The organism is Massilia sp. KIM (assembly GCF_002007115.1).
Classification (GTDB): Bacteria; Pseudomonadota; Gammaproteobacteria; order Burkholderiales; family Burkholderiaceae_D; genus Telluria.
In genome coordinates this window covers 737,982-755,840 of record NZ_MVAD01000001.1, presented here as the reverse complement: position 1 = coordinate 755,840, position 17,859 = coordinate 737,982, and the positions used below count along the sequence as shown (strand labels likewise).

Annotated in this window: 10 protein-coding genes and 1 pseudogene; 8 read left to right on the top strand and 3 right to left on the bottom strand. The window is 60.1% G+C overall.

Going from position 1 to position 17,859, the window contains the following annotated elements; all coding sequences use genetic code 11:
• Positions 1-12 precede the first annotated feature (12 nt).
• Positions 13-2,397 (bottom strand): bifunctional salicylyl-CoA 5-hydroxylase/oxidoreductase, encoded by a 2,385-nt coding sequence (locus B0920_RS03430; protein WP_078031169.1) that lies wholly within the window; start codon positions 2,395-2,397, stop codon positions 13-15.
• 187 nt (positions 2,398-2,584) lie between these two features.
• Between B0920_RS03430 and B0920_RS03425 the strand changes: the two genes are divergently transcribed.
• From B0920_RS03425 to B0920_RS03410, 4 genes are all read left to right on the top strand, one after another.
• A complete protein-coding gene (locus tag B0920_RS03425; protein ID WP_229455142.1) occupies positions 2,585-3,751 on the top strand; it encodes a pyridoxal phosphate-dependent aminotransferase in 1,167 nt (388 codons plus the stop codon).
• A complete protein-coding gene (locus B0920_RS03420; protein WP_078031168.1) occupies positions 3,748-5,982 on the top strand; it encodes an ATP-binding protein in 2,235 nt (744 codons plus the stop codon). The genes B0920_RS03425 and B0920_RS03420 overlap by 4 nt, the downstream gene beginning before the upstream one ends.
• A gap of 126 nt (positions 5,983-6,108) precedes the next feature.
• A complete protein-coding gene (locus tag B0920_RS03415) occupies positions 6,109-7,341 on the top strand; it encodes a DNA topoisomerase IB (protein ID WP_078031167.1) in 1,233 nt (410 codons plus the stop codon).
• The gene (locus B0920_RS03410) at positions 7,334-8,410 is read left to right on the top strand and encodes an L-dopachrome tautomerase-related protein (protein WP_078031166.1); all 1,077 of its coding nucleotides are present in this window, start codon (positions 7,334-7,336) and stop codon (positions 8,408-8,410) included. The genes B0920_RS03415 and B0920_RS03410 overlap by 8 nt, the downstream gene beginning before the upstream one ends.
• On the opposite strand, the pseudogene B0920_RS03405 reads toward B0920_RS03410, so the two are convergent.
• Positions 8,405-9,001, bottom strand: a pseudogene (locus B0920_RS03405) (nicotinate phosphoribosyltransferase); the annotation flags it as partial. The gene B0920_RS03410 and the pseudogene B0920_RS03405 sit on opposite strands and share 6 nt — an antisense overlap.
• 161 nt (positions 9,002-9,162) lie before the next feature.
• On the opposite strand from B0920_RS03405, the gene B0920_RS03400 reads away from it, so the two are divergent.
• From B0920_RS03400 to B0920_RS25410, 4 genes are all read left to right on the top strand, one after another.
• Positions 9,163-10,533, top strand: a complete 1,371-nt coding sequence (locus B0920_RS03400) for a site-specific integrase (protein ID WP_078031165.1) — start codon at positions 9,163-9,165, stop codon at positions 10,531-10,533.
• Positions 10,526-12,556 carry a hypothetical protein gene (locus tag B0920_RS25420; protein ID WP_143745632.1) on the top strand — a complete coding sequence of 677 codons (2,031 nt, stop codon included), beginning with the start codon at positions 10,526-10,528 and terminating at the stop codon, positions 12,554-12,556. Before B0920_RS03400 ends, B0920_RS25420 begins: the two co-directional genes overlap by 8 nt.
• Before the next feature lie 107 nt (positions 12,557-12,663).
• Entirely contained in the window at positions 12,664-14,865 is a 2,202-nt protein-coding gene (locus tag B0920_RS25415; RefSeq protein ID WP_143745631.1) for a hypothetical protein, read from the top strand.
• 31 nt (positions 14,866-14,896) lie between these two features.
• On the top strand, positions 14,897-15,343 hold the full coding sequence (locus tag B0920_RS25410) for a hypothetical protein (protein WP_143745630.1): 447 nt from the start codon (positions 14,897-14,899) through the stop codon (positions 15,341-15,343).
• Between the two features lie 502 nt (positions 15,344-15,845).
• Here the strand turns inward: B0920_RS25410 and B0920_RS03395 are convergent.
• A complete protein-coding gene (locus B0920_RS03395; RefSeq protein ID WP_078031164.1) occupies positions 15,846-17,408 on the bottom strand; it encodes a sensor histidine kinase in 1,563 nt (520 codons plus the stop codon).
• Positions 17,409-17,859 lie beyond the last annotated feature (451 nt).

Genomic DNA, 17,859 nt, shown 5'->3' with positions numbered 1-17,859 from the left:
CTGTAAAAAGTGTCAGCCCTCGAGCAGGCGCGCCGCCACCTGCTGGGGCGAGAGGCCGGCGCTGGCCGCCTGCAGCGCGCGCTCGCGTTCGAGATTGCGTTCGAGCTGGAGCTTGCCGGCGCGGTACTGGCGCGGCCAGGCGGCGCCGGTGTAGCCGATGCGCGCCGCTTCCAGCAGGGTCCAGGCCGGATTGGCCAGGTGCGGGCGCGCCACCGCGCACAGGTCGGCGCGTCCGGCGGCGACGATGCCGTTCACATGGTCGGCTTCGTAGATGGCGCCCACGGCGATGGTCGGGATGCCGGCCTCGTTGCGGATGCGGTCCGAGAACGGGGTCTGGAACATGCGCCCGAACACCGGCTTTTCCTGCCTGCTCACCTGCCCCGAAGAGCAGTCGATCATGTCGGCGCCGGCCTCCTTGAACAGGCGCGCGATCGCGACCGCGTCCTGGGGCGTGATGCCGCCCTCGACCCAGTCGTGGGCCGAGACCCGCACGCTGATCGGCCGGTCCTGGGGCCAGGCCGCGCGCACCGCCGCGAACACTTCCAGCGGGTAGCGGCAGCGCTTCTCCAGGCTGCCGCCGTAGGCGTCCTCGCGCCGGTTGGTGAGCGGCGAGATGAAGCTCGACAGCAGGTAGCCATGGGCGCAGTGCAGTTCCAGCCAGTCGAAGCCGGCCTCGGCGGCGGCGCGGGTGGCGCGCACGAAGTCCAGCTTGATGCGCTCCAGGTCCTCCAGCGTGGCTTCGCGCGCGCGCTGGGACACGCCCTCGATGTACTGCTGGCTGGAGGCCGCCACCAGCGGCCAGTTACCGTTTTCCAAAGGCAGGTCGATGCCGTCCCAGGCCGGCCGGGTCGAGCCCTTGGCGCCGGCATGGCCGAGCTGCACGCCGATCTTCGCGTCGCTCGACGCATGCACGAAGTCGACGATGCGCTTCCAGGCCGCGGTGTGCGCCGGCGTGTACAGGCCCGGACAGCCGGGCGTGATGCGGGCGTCGGCCGAGACGCAGGTCATCTCGGCCATCACCAAGGCCGCCCCGCCCAGGGCGCGCGCGCCGAGGTGGGCCAGGTGGTAGTCGCCGACCAGCCCGTCCTCGGCCGAGTACTGGGCCATGGGCGAGACCACCACCCGATTCTTGAGCAGCACCCCGCGCAGCTTGAAGGGGGTGAACATCGGCGGCACCGGCTCCTGCGGCGCCGGCAGGCCGGCGGCGGCAAAGGCTTGCTGCGCGAACCAGCGCTCGAAGCCGGCGATGTAGGCGGGGTCGCGCAGGCGCAGGTTCTCGTGCGACAGGCGCTGGCTGCGGGTCAGCAGCGAATAGGCGAACTGCTCGGCCTGCATGGCGCCATAGCGCGCCACGTTCTCGAACCATTCCATCGAATTGCGCGCGGCGCTCTGCAGCTTGAGCACCTCGACCATGCGGCTGTCCTGGTAGCGCGCCAGGGCCGCGTCGAGGTCAAGGTGTTCGCCCTCGAGCTCGCCCGCCAGCCCGATCGCGTCTTCCAGCGCCAGCTTGGTGCCCGAGCCGATCGAGAAATGGGCGGTGTGGGCGGCGTCGCCCATCAGCACCAGCGGGACCCGGCGCCCGTCCACCTCCAGCGTGTGCACCCACTGGCGGCAGGCCAGGCGCGGGAAGCGGATCCACATGGCGGAGCCGCGCAGGTGGCCGGCATTGGCCATCAGCGGCTGGCCGTCGAGGTAGCGCGCGAACAGGCGCTCGCAGAAGGCCAGGGCCTGGGCCTGGTCCATGTCTTCCAGCCCGGCCGCGCGCCAGGTCGATTCGAGGGTCTCGACGATGAAGGTCGAGGTCTCGCCGTCGTACTGGTAGGCGTGGGCCTGGAACCAGCCGTGTTCCGTTTCCTCGAAGGCGAAGGTGAAGGCGTCGAAGCGCTTGCGCGTGCCGAGCCAGACGAAGCGGCACAGGCGCGGCTCGACCTCGGGCTGGAACACCCCCGCATGGCGCTGGCGGATGGCGCTGTTGACGCCGTCGGAGGCGATCACCAGGTCGGCGTTGTGGCGCCGCGCCAGCGCCAGTTCGTCGTCCACCGCCTGCTCGAACACCAGCTCGACGCCGAGCTCGCGGCAGCGTTCCTGCAGGATGTTCAGCAGGCGCTTGCGCGCGATGCCGCAGAAGCCGTGGCCGCCGGAGCTGACTGTGCGGCCACGGAAGTGCACCTCGATCGCGTCCCAGTGGTTGAAGGACTGCAAAATGGCGCGCGCGCTGGGCTCGTCCGCGCCCGCCAGGTGGCCCAGTGTCTGGTCGGAAAACACCACGCCCCAGCCGAAGGTATCGCTGGGGCGGTTGCGCTCGATGACGGTGACGGCGTGCTGCGGATGGCGCTTCTTCGTCAGCAGGGCGAAGTAGAGGCCGGCAGGGCCGCCGCCCACGCACACGATGTTCATGGTGGCTCCCGGTTCTGGTGGTGGGCGTATATTACCCGCACAAATACTTTAGGTGTCAAGTAAATGCCGCGCACCATTGGCGTGGTCGCTAGGCGGACAGGATAATTTAGTACAATCAGGCAATGTCCAATAGCTATAAAGCCGCGTCGCGTTCTTCGCCCGGCACGAACGAGACGGCCCGACATCGATGACGATCAAGATCTCGAACCGGATTGCGCATTCTCCTCCCCTGGCGACCACCGCCATGCATGCGCGCGCCGACGCCCTGCGCCGGGCCGGCAAGCCGGTGATCGACCTGTCGATCGCGATCTCGCACTTCGCCGCGCCGGAGCCGGTGGCGGCGGCGGTCGAGGCAGCCGTGGCGCGCCGTGAGGCCATGCCCTACGCGGACGTGATCGGCGAACCCGCGGTGCGCGCCGCGCTGGCCGACAAGCTGCGGCGCGAGAACGGCGTCGAGGCCGGCGTCGACGAGATCATCGTCACCAATGGCGCCAAGCAGGCCTACTACCAGGCGCTGTACGCGCTCACCGACCCGGGCGATACGATCGCCGTGTTCCGTCCCTACTGGCCGGCTTACCTCGCCACCGCCCGCCTGCTCGGCCTGAACGTGGTGCTGGCCGACCTGCCCGACACCCTGAACGAGGCCGCGCTCGACGCCCTCGGGCCGCTGCGGGTCCTGGTCATCAACAACCCGCATAACCCGAGCGGCAAGGTGTACGGCCGCGCGGAGCTCGAACTGCTGCGCGACTGGTCCGCGCGCCGCGGCGTGTGCGTGATCTGCGACGAGAGCTACGAGCACCTGGTCTTCGAGGGCCGCCACCTCAGCCTGGCCGCGCTGGGCGGCTGGCGCGACCCGGGCGTGGTCACCCTGTTCTCGGCCTCCCAGAGCTATGCCATGATGGGCTGGCGGGTCGGCTTCGCCCTGGCCCCGGCGCCCCTGGTGCAGGCCATGCAAAGCCTGCAGGGGCCGGTGACGGCCGCCGTGCCGCACCTGTCGCAGGTGGCGGCCCAGGCGGCCTTCGGCAGCGGCGCCCCGCACGCCCTGCTGCGCGACTACCGCGCGCGCCGCGACGCGGTGGTGGCGCGCTGCGCCGCCCTGCCCTGGATGCGCCTGCCCGCGCCCCCCGCCGGACCTTACCTGTGGGCCGACGTGCGCAGGCTGACCCACGACACCCTCGCCTTCGCCGAGTCCCTGCTCGAGCAGGCCCTGGTCGCGGTGATGCCGGGCGAAGCCCTGGGCCTGCACGGCCACATCCGGCTCGGCTACATCCAGGACGACGCGGCTACCCTGATGGAAGGGATCGAGCGCATCGCCGCCTTCGGCGACGGCTGCGCCGTCCGCGCCGTGTCATGAGCTCGGTCCTCGGCCGCTTCCGCCTGAACAGCCTGCGCAGCCGGCTGATGCTGCTGGTCGCGCTGGCGATCACGCCGATCGCCGTGGTCACGGTGCTGGGCGGCCTGCGCGAGCGCGAAGCGGCGATCCGCGCCTCCGAGGAAAACCTGATGCGCCTGACCAGCCTGGCCGCCGCCAACGAGGCCCAGTCGATCGAGCGCGCGCGCCAGATCCTGGTCGACCTGGTCAGCGTGCCCGACCTGATGGGCGAGACCGGCCGCTGCAACGCCCTGCTGGCTGACGTCCTCGACCGCAACGAGGGCTACGTCAACTTCGGCCTGATCCAGATGAACGGCGACGTGAGCTGCAGCGCGGTGCCGATGCTGCACCCGGTGAACCTGGGCGACCGCCGCCACTTCAAGCGCGCCATCGCCGAGCGCCGCTTCATCGCCGGCGACTACGTGTTCGGGCGCGTGATCCGCAAGCACACCATCAACCTCACCTATCCGGTGATCGACCGCAGCGGCAAGGTGGTGGCGGTGGTGTTCGCGGCCATGGACCTGGCCGGGCTGGACACCTTCGTCAACGACATCAACCTGCCGCCCGGCTCCCTGCTGGAGACCGCCGACTCGGGCGGCACCCTGATCTCGCGCCGCCCCGACCCCGAGCGCTGGTTCGGCAAGAAGATTTCCCCCAGCCTGCAGCAGGCGATGCGCGGCCCGCATGCGCGCGCGGTGGTGGTGCGCGGCGAGGACGGGGTCGAGCGCCTGCACGCCTTCGCGCGCGTCGGCCCGCCTTCGCTGTCCGAATACACGGTGACCATCGGCGTGCCCACCGCCACCATCACCGAGGTGGCGCGCGAGGCCCAGACCATGTCGCTGCTGGGCCTGGCCGCCACCACCGTGCTGGCCCTGCTGGCCGCCTGGTTCGCGGGCGACGTCCTGATCGTGCAGCGGGTGCGCAAGCTGATGACCACCGCGCGCCGCATCGCCGAGGGCGAGCTGGAGGCGCGCAGCGGCATCGAATACGGGCGCGAGGAGATCGGCCGCCTGGCCCAGGCCCTGGACGAGATGGCCGAGACCCTGCAGAAGAAGGAAGCCGCGCGCAGCCTGGCCGAACGCGAGCTGCGCGCCGCCGACCAGCGCAAGGACGAGTTCCTGGCGATGCTGGCGCACGAGCTGCGCAACCCGCTGGCGCCGATCAGCACCGGCGCCCACCTGCTCAAGCTGCTGCATTCGGACAATGCCCAGATCACCCAGACCTGCGCCATCATCGCGCGCCAGGTCGAGCACATGACCAGCCTGGTGGACGACCTGCTCGACGTCTCGCGCGTGACGCGCGGCCTGGTCTCGCTCTCGACCCAGGTGCTGGACCTGCGCGGCGTGGTCGACGACGCGGCCGAGCAGATCCGCCCCCTGATCACGGCGCGGCGCCACAAGGTGGTGCTCGACCTGCCGCCCGGCCCGGCCAGCGTCAAGGGCGACCACAAGCGCCTGGTGCAGGTGGTGGCCAACCTGCTCGGCAACGCCACCAAGTACACGCCCGAGGGCGGCCATATCCGCCTCCAGCTCAGGCAGGACGGCGCCGACTGGCTGCTGAGCGTCGAGGACGACGGCATCGGCATGGAGCCCGGCCTGGTGGCGCGCGTGTTCGACCTGTTCACCCAGGCCGAACGCACGCCGGACCGCTCGCAGGGCGGCCTGGGACTGGGCCTGGCCCTGGCCAAGAGCCTGGTCGAGCTGCATGGCGGCAGCGTGGGCGCCCACAGCCCCGGCCTGGGCCAGGGCTCGACCTTCACCGTGCGCCTGCCGCGCCATGCGGCCGAGGCGGCGCTGCAACCCGCCCCCGCGCGCGCCGAGCCCGGGCTGGCCGGCGCCTCGCTGCGGGTGCTGGTGGTGGACGACAACCTGGACGCCGCCCACACCCTCAACCTGTTCCTGCAGGCCGCCGGCCACCGGGCCGAGATCGCCTACAGCGGCGGCGACGCGCTCGAGGTCGCGAAAGTGTTCTCACCCCAGGTCTGCCTGCTCGACATCGGCCTGCCCGACATGGACGGCAACGAACTGGCGCGCCGCCTGCGCCGCCTGCCCCAGACCACCGGCGCGGTGCTGGTCGCCGCCACCGGCTATGGCCGCCAGCAGGACCGCGACGCGGCGCGCGACGCCGGCTTCGACCACTACATGGTCAAGCCGGTCAATACGGTGGAGCTGAGCGACCTGCTGGCCCAGGTGGCGGCGCGCGCCGACGGCTGACTTCCAGCCGGCGCATCGCCCGGGGCGGCGGCCGCCCGGTACGCCGCCAGGGTTATGTCCCTAACAGTGCGCGCTGGCGGTGGCGGGTAGGATCGGTGCGATCCCACCCAGACACCGGACCCTGCCATGCCCAGCGAAACCCGCGCTCCCGCCGCCGTCCCCGACACCGTTTCCGACGCGGTTTCCAACATCGTGCCGGCCGACCCGCCCGCCGCCGCGCGCGCGGCCGGCCTGCGCTACGTGCACGACGACAAACCCGGCATCCGGCGCGAACCCGCCAAGGAGGGATTTCGCTATCTCGACGCCAAGGGCGAGGAGATCGCCGACGAAACCACCCTGGCCCGGATCAGGAAGCTGGCGATCCCGCCGGCGTGGACGGAGGTGTGGGTCTGTCCACAGGCCAATGGCCACCTGCAGGCGACCGGGCGCGACGCCAGGGGCCGCAAGCAATACCGCTACCACGCCAAGTGGCGCGAGACGCGCGACGAAGTCAAGTACGAGCGCATGCTGAAATTCGGCCAGGCCCTGCCGGCGATCCGGGCCGAGGTCGACCGCGCCCTCGGCCTGCCGGGCTTGCCCCGCGAAAAAGTGCTGGCCACCATCGTCTACCTGCTCGAACACACCATGATGCGGGTCGGCAACGAGGAATATGCGCGCACCAACAAGTCCTTCGGCCTGACCACCCTGCGCAACCGCCACGTGCGGGTGGACGGCAGCGACGTCGCCTTCCGCTTCCGCGGCAAGAGCGGGGTCTACCACGACGTCCACGTGCACGACCGCCGCCTGGCGCGCATCGTCGCGCGCGTGCGCGACCTGCCCGGCCAGGAACTGTTCCAGTACGTCGACGACGAGGGCGAGACCCACAGCATCGACTCGAGCGACGTCAACGACTACCTGCGCGCCATCAGCGGCGAAGACTATACCGCCAAGGACTTCCGCACCTGGTCCGGCACCCTGCTGGCGGCGCTCGCCCTGCAGGAATTCGAGAAGTTCGACTCCGAGGCTCAGGCCAAGAAGAACATCGTGCGCGCCATCGAATCGGTGGCCGAGCGGCTCGGCAACACGCCCTCGATCTGCCGCAAATGCTATGTGCATCCGGCGGTGCTCGACGCCTACCTCGAAGGCAGCGTGCTGGAAGTGATGCGCGAGCGCACCGAAGAAGCCCTGGCCCGCGACCTGCACGCCCTGCGCCCGGAGGAAGCGGCGGTGCTGGCGATGCTGGAAGCGCGCCTGCGCCATGAACAGGAACACCCGAAGCCGCCTGCGCCCAAGTCCAGGCGCGCCGCCAGGCCGCAGCGACCCAAGGCGGCGGCCCCTGCCGCCGCCCGCAGCTCATCCCGAAAGGAACATCATGCCTGAGAACCTCCAGCCGTGGACGCTCGAACGCGTCGCGCAATTCGACCACCAGGTCACCGGCGTGTCCGTCTCCGAAGACGGCCGCATCTTCGTCAACTTCCCGCGCTGGACCGAGGACAGCCCGGTCTCGGTCGCCGAACTGCTGCGCGACGGCACACTCCGTCCCTACCCGGACGGCGAATGGAACGCCTGGCGCAATGCGCGCAAGGACGAACTGGGTCCCGAAGACCACTGGGTCTGCGTGCAGAGCATCGTCGCCGACGGCCGCGGCAGCCTGTGGGTGCTGGACCCGGCGGCCCCGGCCCAGGCCCACCTCGTGTCCGGCGGCGCCAAGCTGGTGCGCATCGACCTGGCCACCGACAAGCCGGTCCAGACCATCGCCTTCGACGAGCAGGCCGCGCCCCAGGGCTCCTACCTGAACGACGTGCGCTTCTCGAACGGCGGGACGCACGCCTTCATCACCGATTCCGGCGTCAAGGGCGCCCTGCTGGTGGTCGAACTCGCGTCCGGCAAGACAGTGCGCCTGCTCGACGGCCACCCCTCGACCCAGATGAAGAAGGGACTGGACGTGAAGGCCGACGGCAAGGTGCTGCGCCGGCCGGACGGGCGCGGCGTCGAGTTCTCCTCGGACGGCATCGCGATCTCGGACGACGGCGCCTGGCTGTACTGGCAGGCGATCAAGGGCGACACCCTGTACCGCATTCCGACCGCGACGCTGCTGGGCGACGGCTGGCAGGGCAAGGACGTTTCAAACGCGGTCGAGGACTACGGCATCAACGGCGTCAACGACGGGCTCCTGATCCCGCGCGGCAGCAACAAGATGCTGCTCTCGGCGCTCGAGGAGGATGCGGTGAAGCTGCGCGACCTGGACCAGGGTCCGGGCGCGCCGGCGCGCACCCTGGTGCGGGACCCGCGCCTGCGCTGGCCCGACACCTTCAGCCAGGGGCCGGACGGCGCGATCTACGTGACCGCCTCGCACATCCAGGATTCGAGCTTCTTCAAGCCGGACGCGCCGCCGGCGCTGCCGACCGAACTGTGGCGCCTGCAGCCCTCGGCCGACAACCCGCTATGAAGGGCGGCGCTCCGGGTGGTCGAACACCTGGCGCAGATAGGCGATGAAGGTGGCGTCGGTGCACTGCGATTTGCCGGGCTCGTCGGACAGCTTGGCCACGGCCTGGCCGTTGCAGCGCACCAGCTTCATCACGATGTTCAGCGCCGGGTAAGGCGTGTCGTTGGTGAGCTTGGTGCCGATGCCGAAGCCGAGCATCACCCGGTCAGCGAAATGGCGGTACAGGTTCAGCGCCTTCTCCACGTTCAGGCCGTCCGAGAACACCAGGCGCTTGGTGCGGGGGTCGATGCGCAGTTTGGCGTAGTGGGCCAGCGCCTTCTCGCCCCATTCGACCGGGTCGCCCGAATCGTGGCGCAGGCCGTCGAACAGCTTGGCGAAGTAGAGGTCGAAGTCGGCCAGGAAGGCGTCCATGCCGACCACGTCGGTCAGCGCCGTGCCCAGGTCGCCGCGGTATTCCTGGACCCAGTCTTCCAGCGCCATCTTCTGGAAGTCGCGCAGGCGCACGCCGAAGGCCTGGTGGGCCTGCAGGTATATATCTTCGATGCGGGTGTTCACTAAAAATTTCAGCGCAAGCACAACTCGGCTAGCCCCTTTTCCTCTTACCTTCCGACGTTTACGGCTGTCTCAATCCGAACATTCCCACTTTCAATAAGTTATATGTGCTTAATGCACCGAGTGTTCATTTAACATCACTTTACTTGCGGAAGATGATTCCGTGCTGTAAGCTCTGTTCATTATTAAGCTCAAGGTAGCACATGTCGATAAGTGTTCACAAAGCAGTTTCTCTGGCAGGAGAGAGCCCCTGGCTTGCGGACGCCTTGCCAGAAGGCTTCCCTTTCCTTGTCATCGACGAGCAGTCGAAGATTATTGAGCCGGCGCTGCTCTACATCCTTGCTACTCAACTCAAACGTGGGCAACGACATTGGAAAATGCATACGGCAGATGCAATGGCCTTTGACCTTCGAGACTGGTTCGATTATCTGTCGCATGTTTCATGGGTAAATCCGCAGACTCGGAAGCTCGAACAAGGGAAACCCTGGGATGTTGCTGGCGAGGCCGACTACATTGCATGGCGCGATGCAATGCAGGAAATCATAAGCCCGCACACGAAGAGACCGATCGCTAGCAAGACTATCTCGAGGAGACAAGCAACCGTTGAACGTTTCTATGCCTACGCTACAAGTCGCGGTTGGTACCACGGTGAATTCGTGCGTACCAAAGTAAAGAAGGGCCGCGTGCATATCTCAAGCCAACGTCTCGATTCATCACATGCCAAGGTTGCTAACAGTTTCAATGGAACCAAGTCCGCATATCAGGAGGGAGCAGAATCTGCGGAACCGGTGCGACCTTTGACGAGAGACGAATGGCATCAGTTGCAAGGGGCACTAGGACCAATGCCAAGCCAGCGAGAAAACGACTTACGTCCAAGTAGGAATCGCTTGGCTTGCGAACTATCTATCGGTACTGGACTGCGCGTAGATGAAATCGCAAGCCTCTCTGAGTTCCAATTGAGAGATTTGCATCAAGCCTGGCTGCTATCTGACGACGAAGAACGAGATCAAGGCTTCTTCGTCTTGCGTGTCGTGAAAACGAAGCGTTTGAAGGCTCGTGACGTGCTGGTTCCAGGTTACCTTATTCCTGAGCTAATGATCTATCTTGATGAGGAGCGCGAGCTCTCGATTAAGCTTGGGCAGCAGCACGCAAAGAAAAGGGGCGCCAGATATAAGCGCCCAACATCTCTCTTCGTCAACGCAGCGCAGCCAATTCAACATGCCGGGAAACCTGTAAGCGCGCACTCCCTCTCTTGGGCATTTAATCAAGCTTGTCTGGATGCAAATATCACTCAATCGATCGAGAAATTTGATCTTGATACGAATGAACATTATCGCGAGCATCTCTCGCGACATTCATTCCACTCTCTCCGGCATACGTTCGCTGTATGGACCTACCACTGGAAGAAAGATAATGGAGATGCGGAACCGTGGAAGGAAATCCAAGTGCTACTCGGGCATGCAACTTTGGCCGTGACTCTTGATACGTATCTCAAAGTCGTTGAGGTTGACAGGCGTAACGCGGGAAGAATTCAGTTCGCCGCCAAGAGGAAAATCGGAGCAGAGCATGCGTAGAGAAAAGAAGCCAAGCGCCTATTCTCAAAGGCTTGGTACTTCAAATATTGCCGACTTCGCGGCTGAAAAATCCGCCCGTTCCTATAGGGTTGAGCGCACGGAGGAATGCGGTAAACAAGTGCTGAAACTGTACGTTCCGTATGAAACAGCACCTGGGGGAGAAAAGTCGATAGACATCAGTTTTCTTCTCGATTTTCCGTTGCTTTATGAGCCGTTTTCCGAAGCGATTGCTACGAAAGCAAAACATGACGCTTCACCGCTTGTTACGGTTGCAGGAAAATGTCTGCAACTAAAGAACGGTCTCATCGCCTACCTTGGTGTTGCTGTACCAAACGCTGCGCTACCCGACATCACTACTGAAGTATTTGAACGCTTTATCGTTTGGCTACGCCGAGCCGAGAACGGAAAAGAGAAATATAAAAAGATCTCGAAACAGCATTTTCAGTCGACAGCATCGTCAGTTCTACAGTATCTGCAAAACTCGGATCGGTGGAAGGGCCAATTGTCCTCTGAACTGACTCTGCGAACTAACTACTGGCGCGGCGAAGTAGACGACCGCAAGCAAGTCCAGATCATCTCCGAGGAAACCTATCGCGAAATCTACATTGCTTGCAAAAAAGAGATTATAACAACAATGGCGAAAGTCCGTTCGCAACGAGCTTCAATGGAAGCTATGTTCGAGCATCCCGCCGCGTTGCAAGGAGACGTATTCCCCGCTCATGCCTATCATCCGTCAGGAACTTGGAAACCCAAGGTTTGGGCAGAAAACCCATACAAGGACTTAGGCGTGTGCTTGGCAGCCCTCAGACATCGTGTACCCGGCGTTATTCTCAGCATCAGTGAACTCGAGAAAATGCAGGATAAGATGCTGCTTAGGGTGATTCAGGACAAGAAACCGTTCGGGAGTATCCCGCAACTGCACTACTGCTTCTACCCATATGTACGGGACCTGGTTCCGTTCGTTCTAATGCTGGCTATTCATCTTGACTACAATCCCGAAACCCTCCTGAATAGCTTGCTGCAAGATTTCATTATTCGCAAAAACGAGGTTGGAAGTAGAGAGCTTGTGGTATCGGCAGCAAACCTAAGTTATGGTGGAGGCAGGCGATCTCTGGATGGTCGCGATGAGTTTGAAGATGCTGCTATGCGCAGTGACAATGATTTCGAATTGATTGCAAAGGCGAAGAAAGGTCGGGCAGGGAATAAAGCACAACTTCAGATTAGGCCAGCTACGGCCGATCCCGACAATCCAGCCTACATTGTTGATTTCCTAAAAGAATGGACCTCATTTATTCGCCCCGTGGCCTCTCCCGTGGTTCGCGAACGGCTTTTCATCTACGTTACGGAACAAGTAAACCGCGCAATACGCACATTTTCCGGTCACACAACGGCCGGCAGTGACAGGTCCTGGAGAAATGCCTTGCACCGGTTTTACAATGATCATGGTCTACCGCCGACGGCGTTGAATCGCTTTCGAACAACTGGACTCGATATTACCGACACGTTGTTTGACGGTGATATTCGCGCGAAACAGGCGGCCGGCAATCACGCTTCGCCTGATACCACCTATCGGCTCTACAGCAGCGATGCACAAAAACAGCGAGGCGACGAGTTCCTGGCTCAGGTTCTGCAGCTTAGAACGAGATGGCGCGAGAGTACAGGCACCGTTGATCCACGCAACAAGCCAAGCGGAGCTGACTTTGGCGCAGCGACACCGGGATGGACATGTGTTGATCCATTCGCAGGTCCATTTGCTCCAAACAAGCTTTGCAGCAGCTACGGGTCATGTCCAGTCTGCCCTAACGCTAGCATTGCGTTGAACGATGAGTACGCATGCGCGCAGGCTTGGAACCTATTGGCTGCTGTCGACGATGCGGCTGGCGACATCGCGCCTGCCGCTTGGCTCAGGCGCTGGGCGCCCGTAAAAACCAAGTTGGTTGAGTTTTGGCTTCCAAGTTTTTCACACCAAATTGAAGCAAAAGCCAGAGCAATCAAGTTGGCCAAATTACCGCCTTTGGAGTAACTAACATGCCAAAACCAATAGCACGCGCACGCCTTACCGGCAGCGTCAACTACGCCGAAGCCAGTCGGCGTAACCAAGACCCTTCGCGTGTTACGCACATCTCTAGCGTGAGTCGCTGGGATGACAAGACCTGGGTTTTCGATGGCAAGGCCATAGGTGCTCCGGTCAACACAGTGACGTGTATCTGGGATTTTGATCTGCCTGACGGCACCACGCTTTTCGCAGACCAACATTCGCAGCTGCTTCACGAGGCACGCCACTTTTTGTGGAGTTTGTTTTCAAACCGACGTAATGGTAGGGCGTTTAAGGCTAGCAACGCAGGTAGAATCTTTGAGGGGTTACGGCGACTTCTGAAATGGATGGTTGAACACAACTACGCCTGTTTCGGCGAGCTCAACAATCGCGCTTCTGAACGCTTCTGCGATTGGATTGTTGAGCTCTACGCGTCCCCGTCAAGGACCAATCATGCAGACGTCGATGACGTATCGAACCTGCATGTAAGCGGAGAGACCGACCCAAGGGAAAGTAGTCACTTGTCACAAGCCATTACTGGAGAGATCCCTGGTGTCCATGATGAAGCTAAGGAAGAAGATCTCGGCGCAACAACGAGCAATGGAAGTCCTGCGACTCGAAGCGAGAGCGATCCTGAGTTCGAGGAGATTCCTGGACTTACTTCAGGCACCCTCTTCAACTCCCTTTCAACATGGCGATATCTCTGGGAGCAGCGCCTTGAATTAACCAGCGTCGGCGTGACTTCATTGCAAGCCCAGCCTTTCTCTGGACGCAGTATCTACAAGCTTTCCCTTGATCTAGTCTCGAGAGTAAGCAAGCAAATCCCTGCGCTACCTGACGAGATTGCGATTTCCTTGATGAACGCAGCACATCAATTCATTGAGACAACGAGTGAGGACCTGATACAGGCAGTGGAAGGGGTTTCGTTGATACGCAGTAGGAACCTCGCAGCAGGAGCTCGCCCTCTGGCCATGCATGCCGAGGTATCACGCTTCCTGCAGCAGCCTAAACTCAGCACGCCAACAAATTCCGCCAAGCCTTGGCCCGAACTTTTCGGCTTGAAGGAGATAAGCTCGGTTCAGGAACTACGTGTCCTCGTAGACACCCTTGTCGATGCATGCACACTGATTATCCAAGCCGAAACCGGAATGCGATTAGGCGAGATTTGCGCACTACCGAGCGGATGGGATGAGCAAACAGGACTACCTTTATGCGTATCAAGGAGGCCCTCAAAGTCAGGTATGCTGGACCTTTATTTTGTGAAGTCTAAGCTGGTTAAAAATCGTCCCATGCCGGTGGAGGAAGAATGGTTACTTGCCGCCGCACCAAGGGGCACGGCTGCACTCCCAGACGCAGTTCGCGCGGTTATCGTTGTTCAAAAGCTTCTCGCGCCATTCAGGGATCTAGCTCAGCCTGAAACGAGGAAATTTCTTCTCGTTACTCTCGCGGTCCCTCGTAGTTTCCCTACTAGCAGTGCAGGCATCACTGAACCGAGCAGCGTACTGATTCGCCTTGGTCAGAAGCAGTTTGCTAAATCGTTTGTCGATTGGGCGAAGGTGGCGCTCAACGAGCAAACTCGGCCCTATGTGGAGTCTTTGGGGGAATGCATCCGCACCCACCAGTGGCGCAAAACGTATGCCCAATATGTCTTCCAAGTCGACAAGCGCATGCTGCCAGCGATCGCCCGACAGTTTAAACATTTATCTCTCGCCGTGACCGAAGGAGCCTACGTTGGCACAAGCGCCAGCCTCGTGAGTAGCGTCGCTGAATTCAACCGAAATCTGACAACGGACTTCTTTCTAGCGAACATTCGCGGCACGGCATCCAAGCAAGAGGGACGATTGGCTAAGGTTATGGCTAAGTATCAGCCAGAGATGGCCAAGATCATCGACGGGCTTGCAGATCGGGAGGCTCGACAGGCGATTGATGCATGGTGTCGGGACCGTGACATGAAAATTTTCTTTCATGGTTACGGTAAGTGCATTCCATCCATCGCGCCCACTGAAGCTGAATGCCATAAGCGCGCTCAAACCGTGCACTGGGCAAACAGGAGTCCGAACTTTACATGGCGTGAACAATCAATATGCACGGGTTGCTTTCTTTTCCTGGCAGATCAAGACAATATCGAGAACTGGAGCAGACGCTATGTCGAGAACGCGACCACCTGGTTGGAAGCTCAATCCCAGGGTCGAGCAAATGAGTTTCGTGTCGCCAAAGCCAGAGCCGATCAAGCAAGAACATACCTAATTAATCTCGGGGCTCCTGTGCCAACTGTGGAGATAGCAAATGCGCGGTAAGCGAAAAGATCTGCCTACGAGTTTCGCGGGCATGGAAAAGCATTTGATTGATGCTTGGGAGCGTATTAAAGCGGGGAATCCCGAAAATCCACGCTTACTCGAGCTCGCAAAGAAGGGGCGCTTAAAAGCTTCCCCTTCTAGCGTGGCTGAGGAAGCAGGAGTCTCCAGGACTTTGATTGGTTATGACGACTGCCGATACGCAGCAGTGCGCCGAAAGATTCTTGGCGAGAAGCTCCCTTCACGCGCGCCAACGGACATGCGTAGCATTAATTCTAGTTTGCGTCAATTAAATAGAACCTTGGAGCAACGGCTGAAAGTTGCACTTTCCGAACAGGCCGCGATGATTAATCGAATCCGGAAGATTGAGCTTGAATATGACGACAAGCGTGAAGAAATCGCTCGCTTGCAGGCCCGTGCCAAACGCAATCCCAACGAGATCGTTGGTCTACACTTGGTACCACCAAAAGATGAGGATTAGCGTAACCGTTGCCGCAATGACTCTGGGGCCTCGTTTGCTAAGAGCAAATGACGTTTTGCAGGTATTGAAAATGGAAATAGACCCTGATCGCTGACGAGAATCCGGCAAAGGATAGAAGACAAGCCTTTCAGCGTAGCAAACATACTGCGCCGCCCGCAAATGAGATAGGACAAATTCTATCTTCGCCAGATTGAAAACAATACGCTGCAGCATACATACTCACATATCAACTCTAATCCCCTATGTTTATCATCCAAGCGTGCTCCGGTGCTGCCGTGATTTAGCGAGAGTGCAAACTTCTTGCAGCCTACGGGTGACCTAACCTGCAGATGCCCTTATCAAATTGCCTTCGCGGGAACATAACATTTGCTTCGCCTACCAAGCCTGCGGAAAGTGGGCGGTACCGCAACGCCAGAAATTAAATTTCTATAGAATTGCATGGTTTCGAATGCATAAATCGAAGAAAACTGCACCTCAGTGTTGACAAGCAAGAATCTGCGCATTAACACTGACTGGGTACACGAACCTCAAAGATCGCACCGCCGGACGTTCGCGGCGAATACTGAATATCTCCATGATGGGCCCTAGCTATTGCACGGCAAATCGTCAGTCCCATTCCAGAATTGCCTTCCTTCGTTGTAAATGTACTGTGAAATATTCTGTCGCGGTGACACGGATTAATCCCCAAACCATTGTCTTTCACGCAAATTGAAATTTCTTGACTACCGAGCTGTCTTGTCGCGATTTCGATCCGTCGGTTTTTCACGTCTAGCTTGCTGTCCAACAGAGCCTCAATCGCATTTTTAACCAAGTTTGCAACAACCTGGCGCATTTGAGAACTGCTTCCTCGGATTGCTGCGTCCCCGAGAGTCAACGTAGTATCAATAAAGATGGCTTTTTCTTTAAATGTTGGAGAAAACTCATGTAGAACATCCTCAACCATTTGATCGACAATGATACGATCCTCTTCCATTCCGCTATACGGCAGTAATTCTAAAATTCCGCGAAAAATATTTTCCGCGTGACGCCGCGCGTCGCCAACTTGCTCTAACAATCCAACTGCACGTTTCACGTCCGGCTCTCGCAGGCGAAGCAACTTTCGTGCAACCAAAGAATGTAGCGTGATCGCTGCCAAGGGCTGAGCAATTTCATCGGCAAGATAGAGTCTGTAATCCATTAATTTCTTATGCGGGGAGCCAGGTTCTTCAATCGATGAACTTGCCTTTAAATTGGGATCGATCGAACGCTTCCAATGCGACAATAAGATGTTTATACGGCCTACGGCGCCCCATCGTTTGTAAATTGATATCGTCAGATCGCGGTAATGCTCACTTATAGAAGACAAGCCTGCTTGAAGTGCAATCGATACAGCGACTTCCGATACCAAGGCGGCGACACCAAGCTGACTAGACTGTTTAGCGGTGTCGAGGGCACATTCTAGTCGCTGAAGAGCTAATAGAGTCAAACCTAACTTCCCATCTCGAATTGCGCGAGCAAGCTGGGAGATTGCGAAAACATTTACTGGGCCCGAACATGGCGTACGCTCTAGGAACAAGACGTGGCGTTCAATTGCGGCTTCGCCGTCGGCTGATATTGGCATCACAGAAAGTGTTAGCATCGAAAAAAGGTGGTAGCAAAGCAAATCGACTACCGGCGTTTCCAAATCTATCAAATTCGCGATTTTTTCAGCTGCATTAGTCGCCGATTGATAATCATTAGCGTACCAAGACAGCTGCTGCACAGACAACCAGTAGCTAATCTCCTTTCCCTCAACGACGATTCCTAATCCATCCGATTTAGATAACGTCGGTTTAAGCTCAGGATTTAACAAAGCTCTTACTACGGAGATGCAACGCAGTTGATTTTCCTGGTCCATCTCATAATCGGATGATGCCTTGGCTGACTCACAGCCCATTTGTCTGCTCAAAAGTTGTGTGAGGTGAGATTCCGATATCAATGCAATGCATGCAGAGTGTCCAATGCTTGCGGATGCATCGTTCAGTTTATCTGTCGGATATGTAGGCTCAAGTCTATCAACTACGTTCGTATTAAGTGCGTCAGTCATGATTATGCTTTACGTTGAATCTCGAATGCTTCGTGCATCTCAAGAACGTTACTTCTAATGGGCTTCGTTTAATCTGAACGGTTGGACTTACTGCGGTTCTTGTAAGTCCACTCAATTTACTACGATGCTTTCTTGTTCAGAAAATCGTCACACACACGAAACTTCATGGCAGCCGCATGTATGCATACAACCCTAATTTCGGTACAGCGACACATAAAGCTGCCGTTTTTGGAAGTCGTCTATACCGTTGACCAGTTTCAACGTACACATATAACCATGGCGCTGGTAGAGCCAAGGGACGCGATTGTTTGTTGCCGAAGGTGGAACGCAACCCTTCTGATTACACCTGTAAAAAATGTTTTCGCTGAGTTAGCATAGTGGACAATGCCCGTCTACAAAAGCTGAGGCGAAATCACAATCGCAGACTTCACTAGGATCGGTGGCGCACTTA

Coding starts and splice junctions, on each gene's coding strand:
- B0920_RS03430 (WP_078031169.1), bottom strand. CDS start 2,397: ATGAACATCGTGTGCGTGGGCGGCGGCCCTGCCGGCCTCTACTTCGCC.
- B0920_RS03425 (WP_229455142.1), top strand. CDS start 2,585: ATGACGATCAAGATCTCGAACCGGATTGCGCATTCTCCTCCCCTGGCG.
- B0920_RS03420 (WP_078031168.1), top strand. CDS start 3,748: ATGAGCTCGGTCCTCGGCCGCTTCCGCCTGAACAGCCTGCGCAGCCGG.
- B0920_RS03415 (WP_078031167.1), top strand. CDS start 6,109: ATGCCCAGCGAAACCCGCGCTCCCGCCGCCGTCCCCGACACCGTTTCC.
- B0920_RS03410 (WP_078031166.1), top strand. CDS start 7,334: ATGCCTGAGAACCTCCAGCCGTGGACGCTCGAACGCGTCGCGCAATTC.
- B0920_RS03400 (WP_078031165.1), top strand. CDS start 9,163: ATGTCGATAAGTGTTCACAAAGCAGTTTCTCTGGCAGGAGAGAGCCCC.
- B0920_RS25420 (WP_143745632.1), top strand. CDS start 10,526: ATGCGTAGAGAAAAGAAGCCAAGCGCCTATTCTCAAAGGCTTGGTACT.
- B0920_RS25410 (WP_143745630.1), top strand. CDS start 14,897: ATGGAAAAGCATTTGATTGATGCTTGGGAGCGTATTAAAGCGGGGAAT.
- B0920_RS03395 (WP_078031164.1), bottom strand. CDS start 17,408: ATGACTGACGCACTTAATACGAACGTAGTTGATAGACTTGAGCCTACA.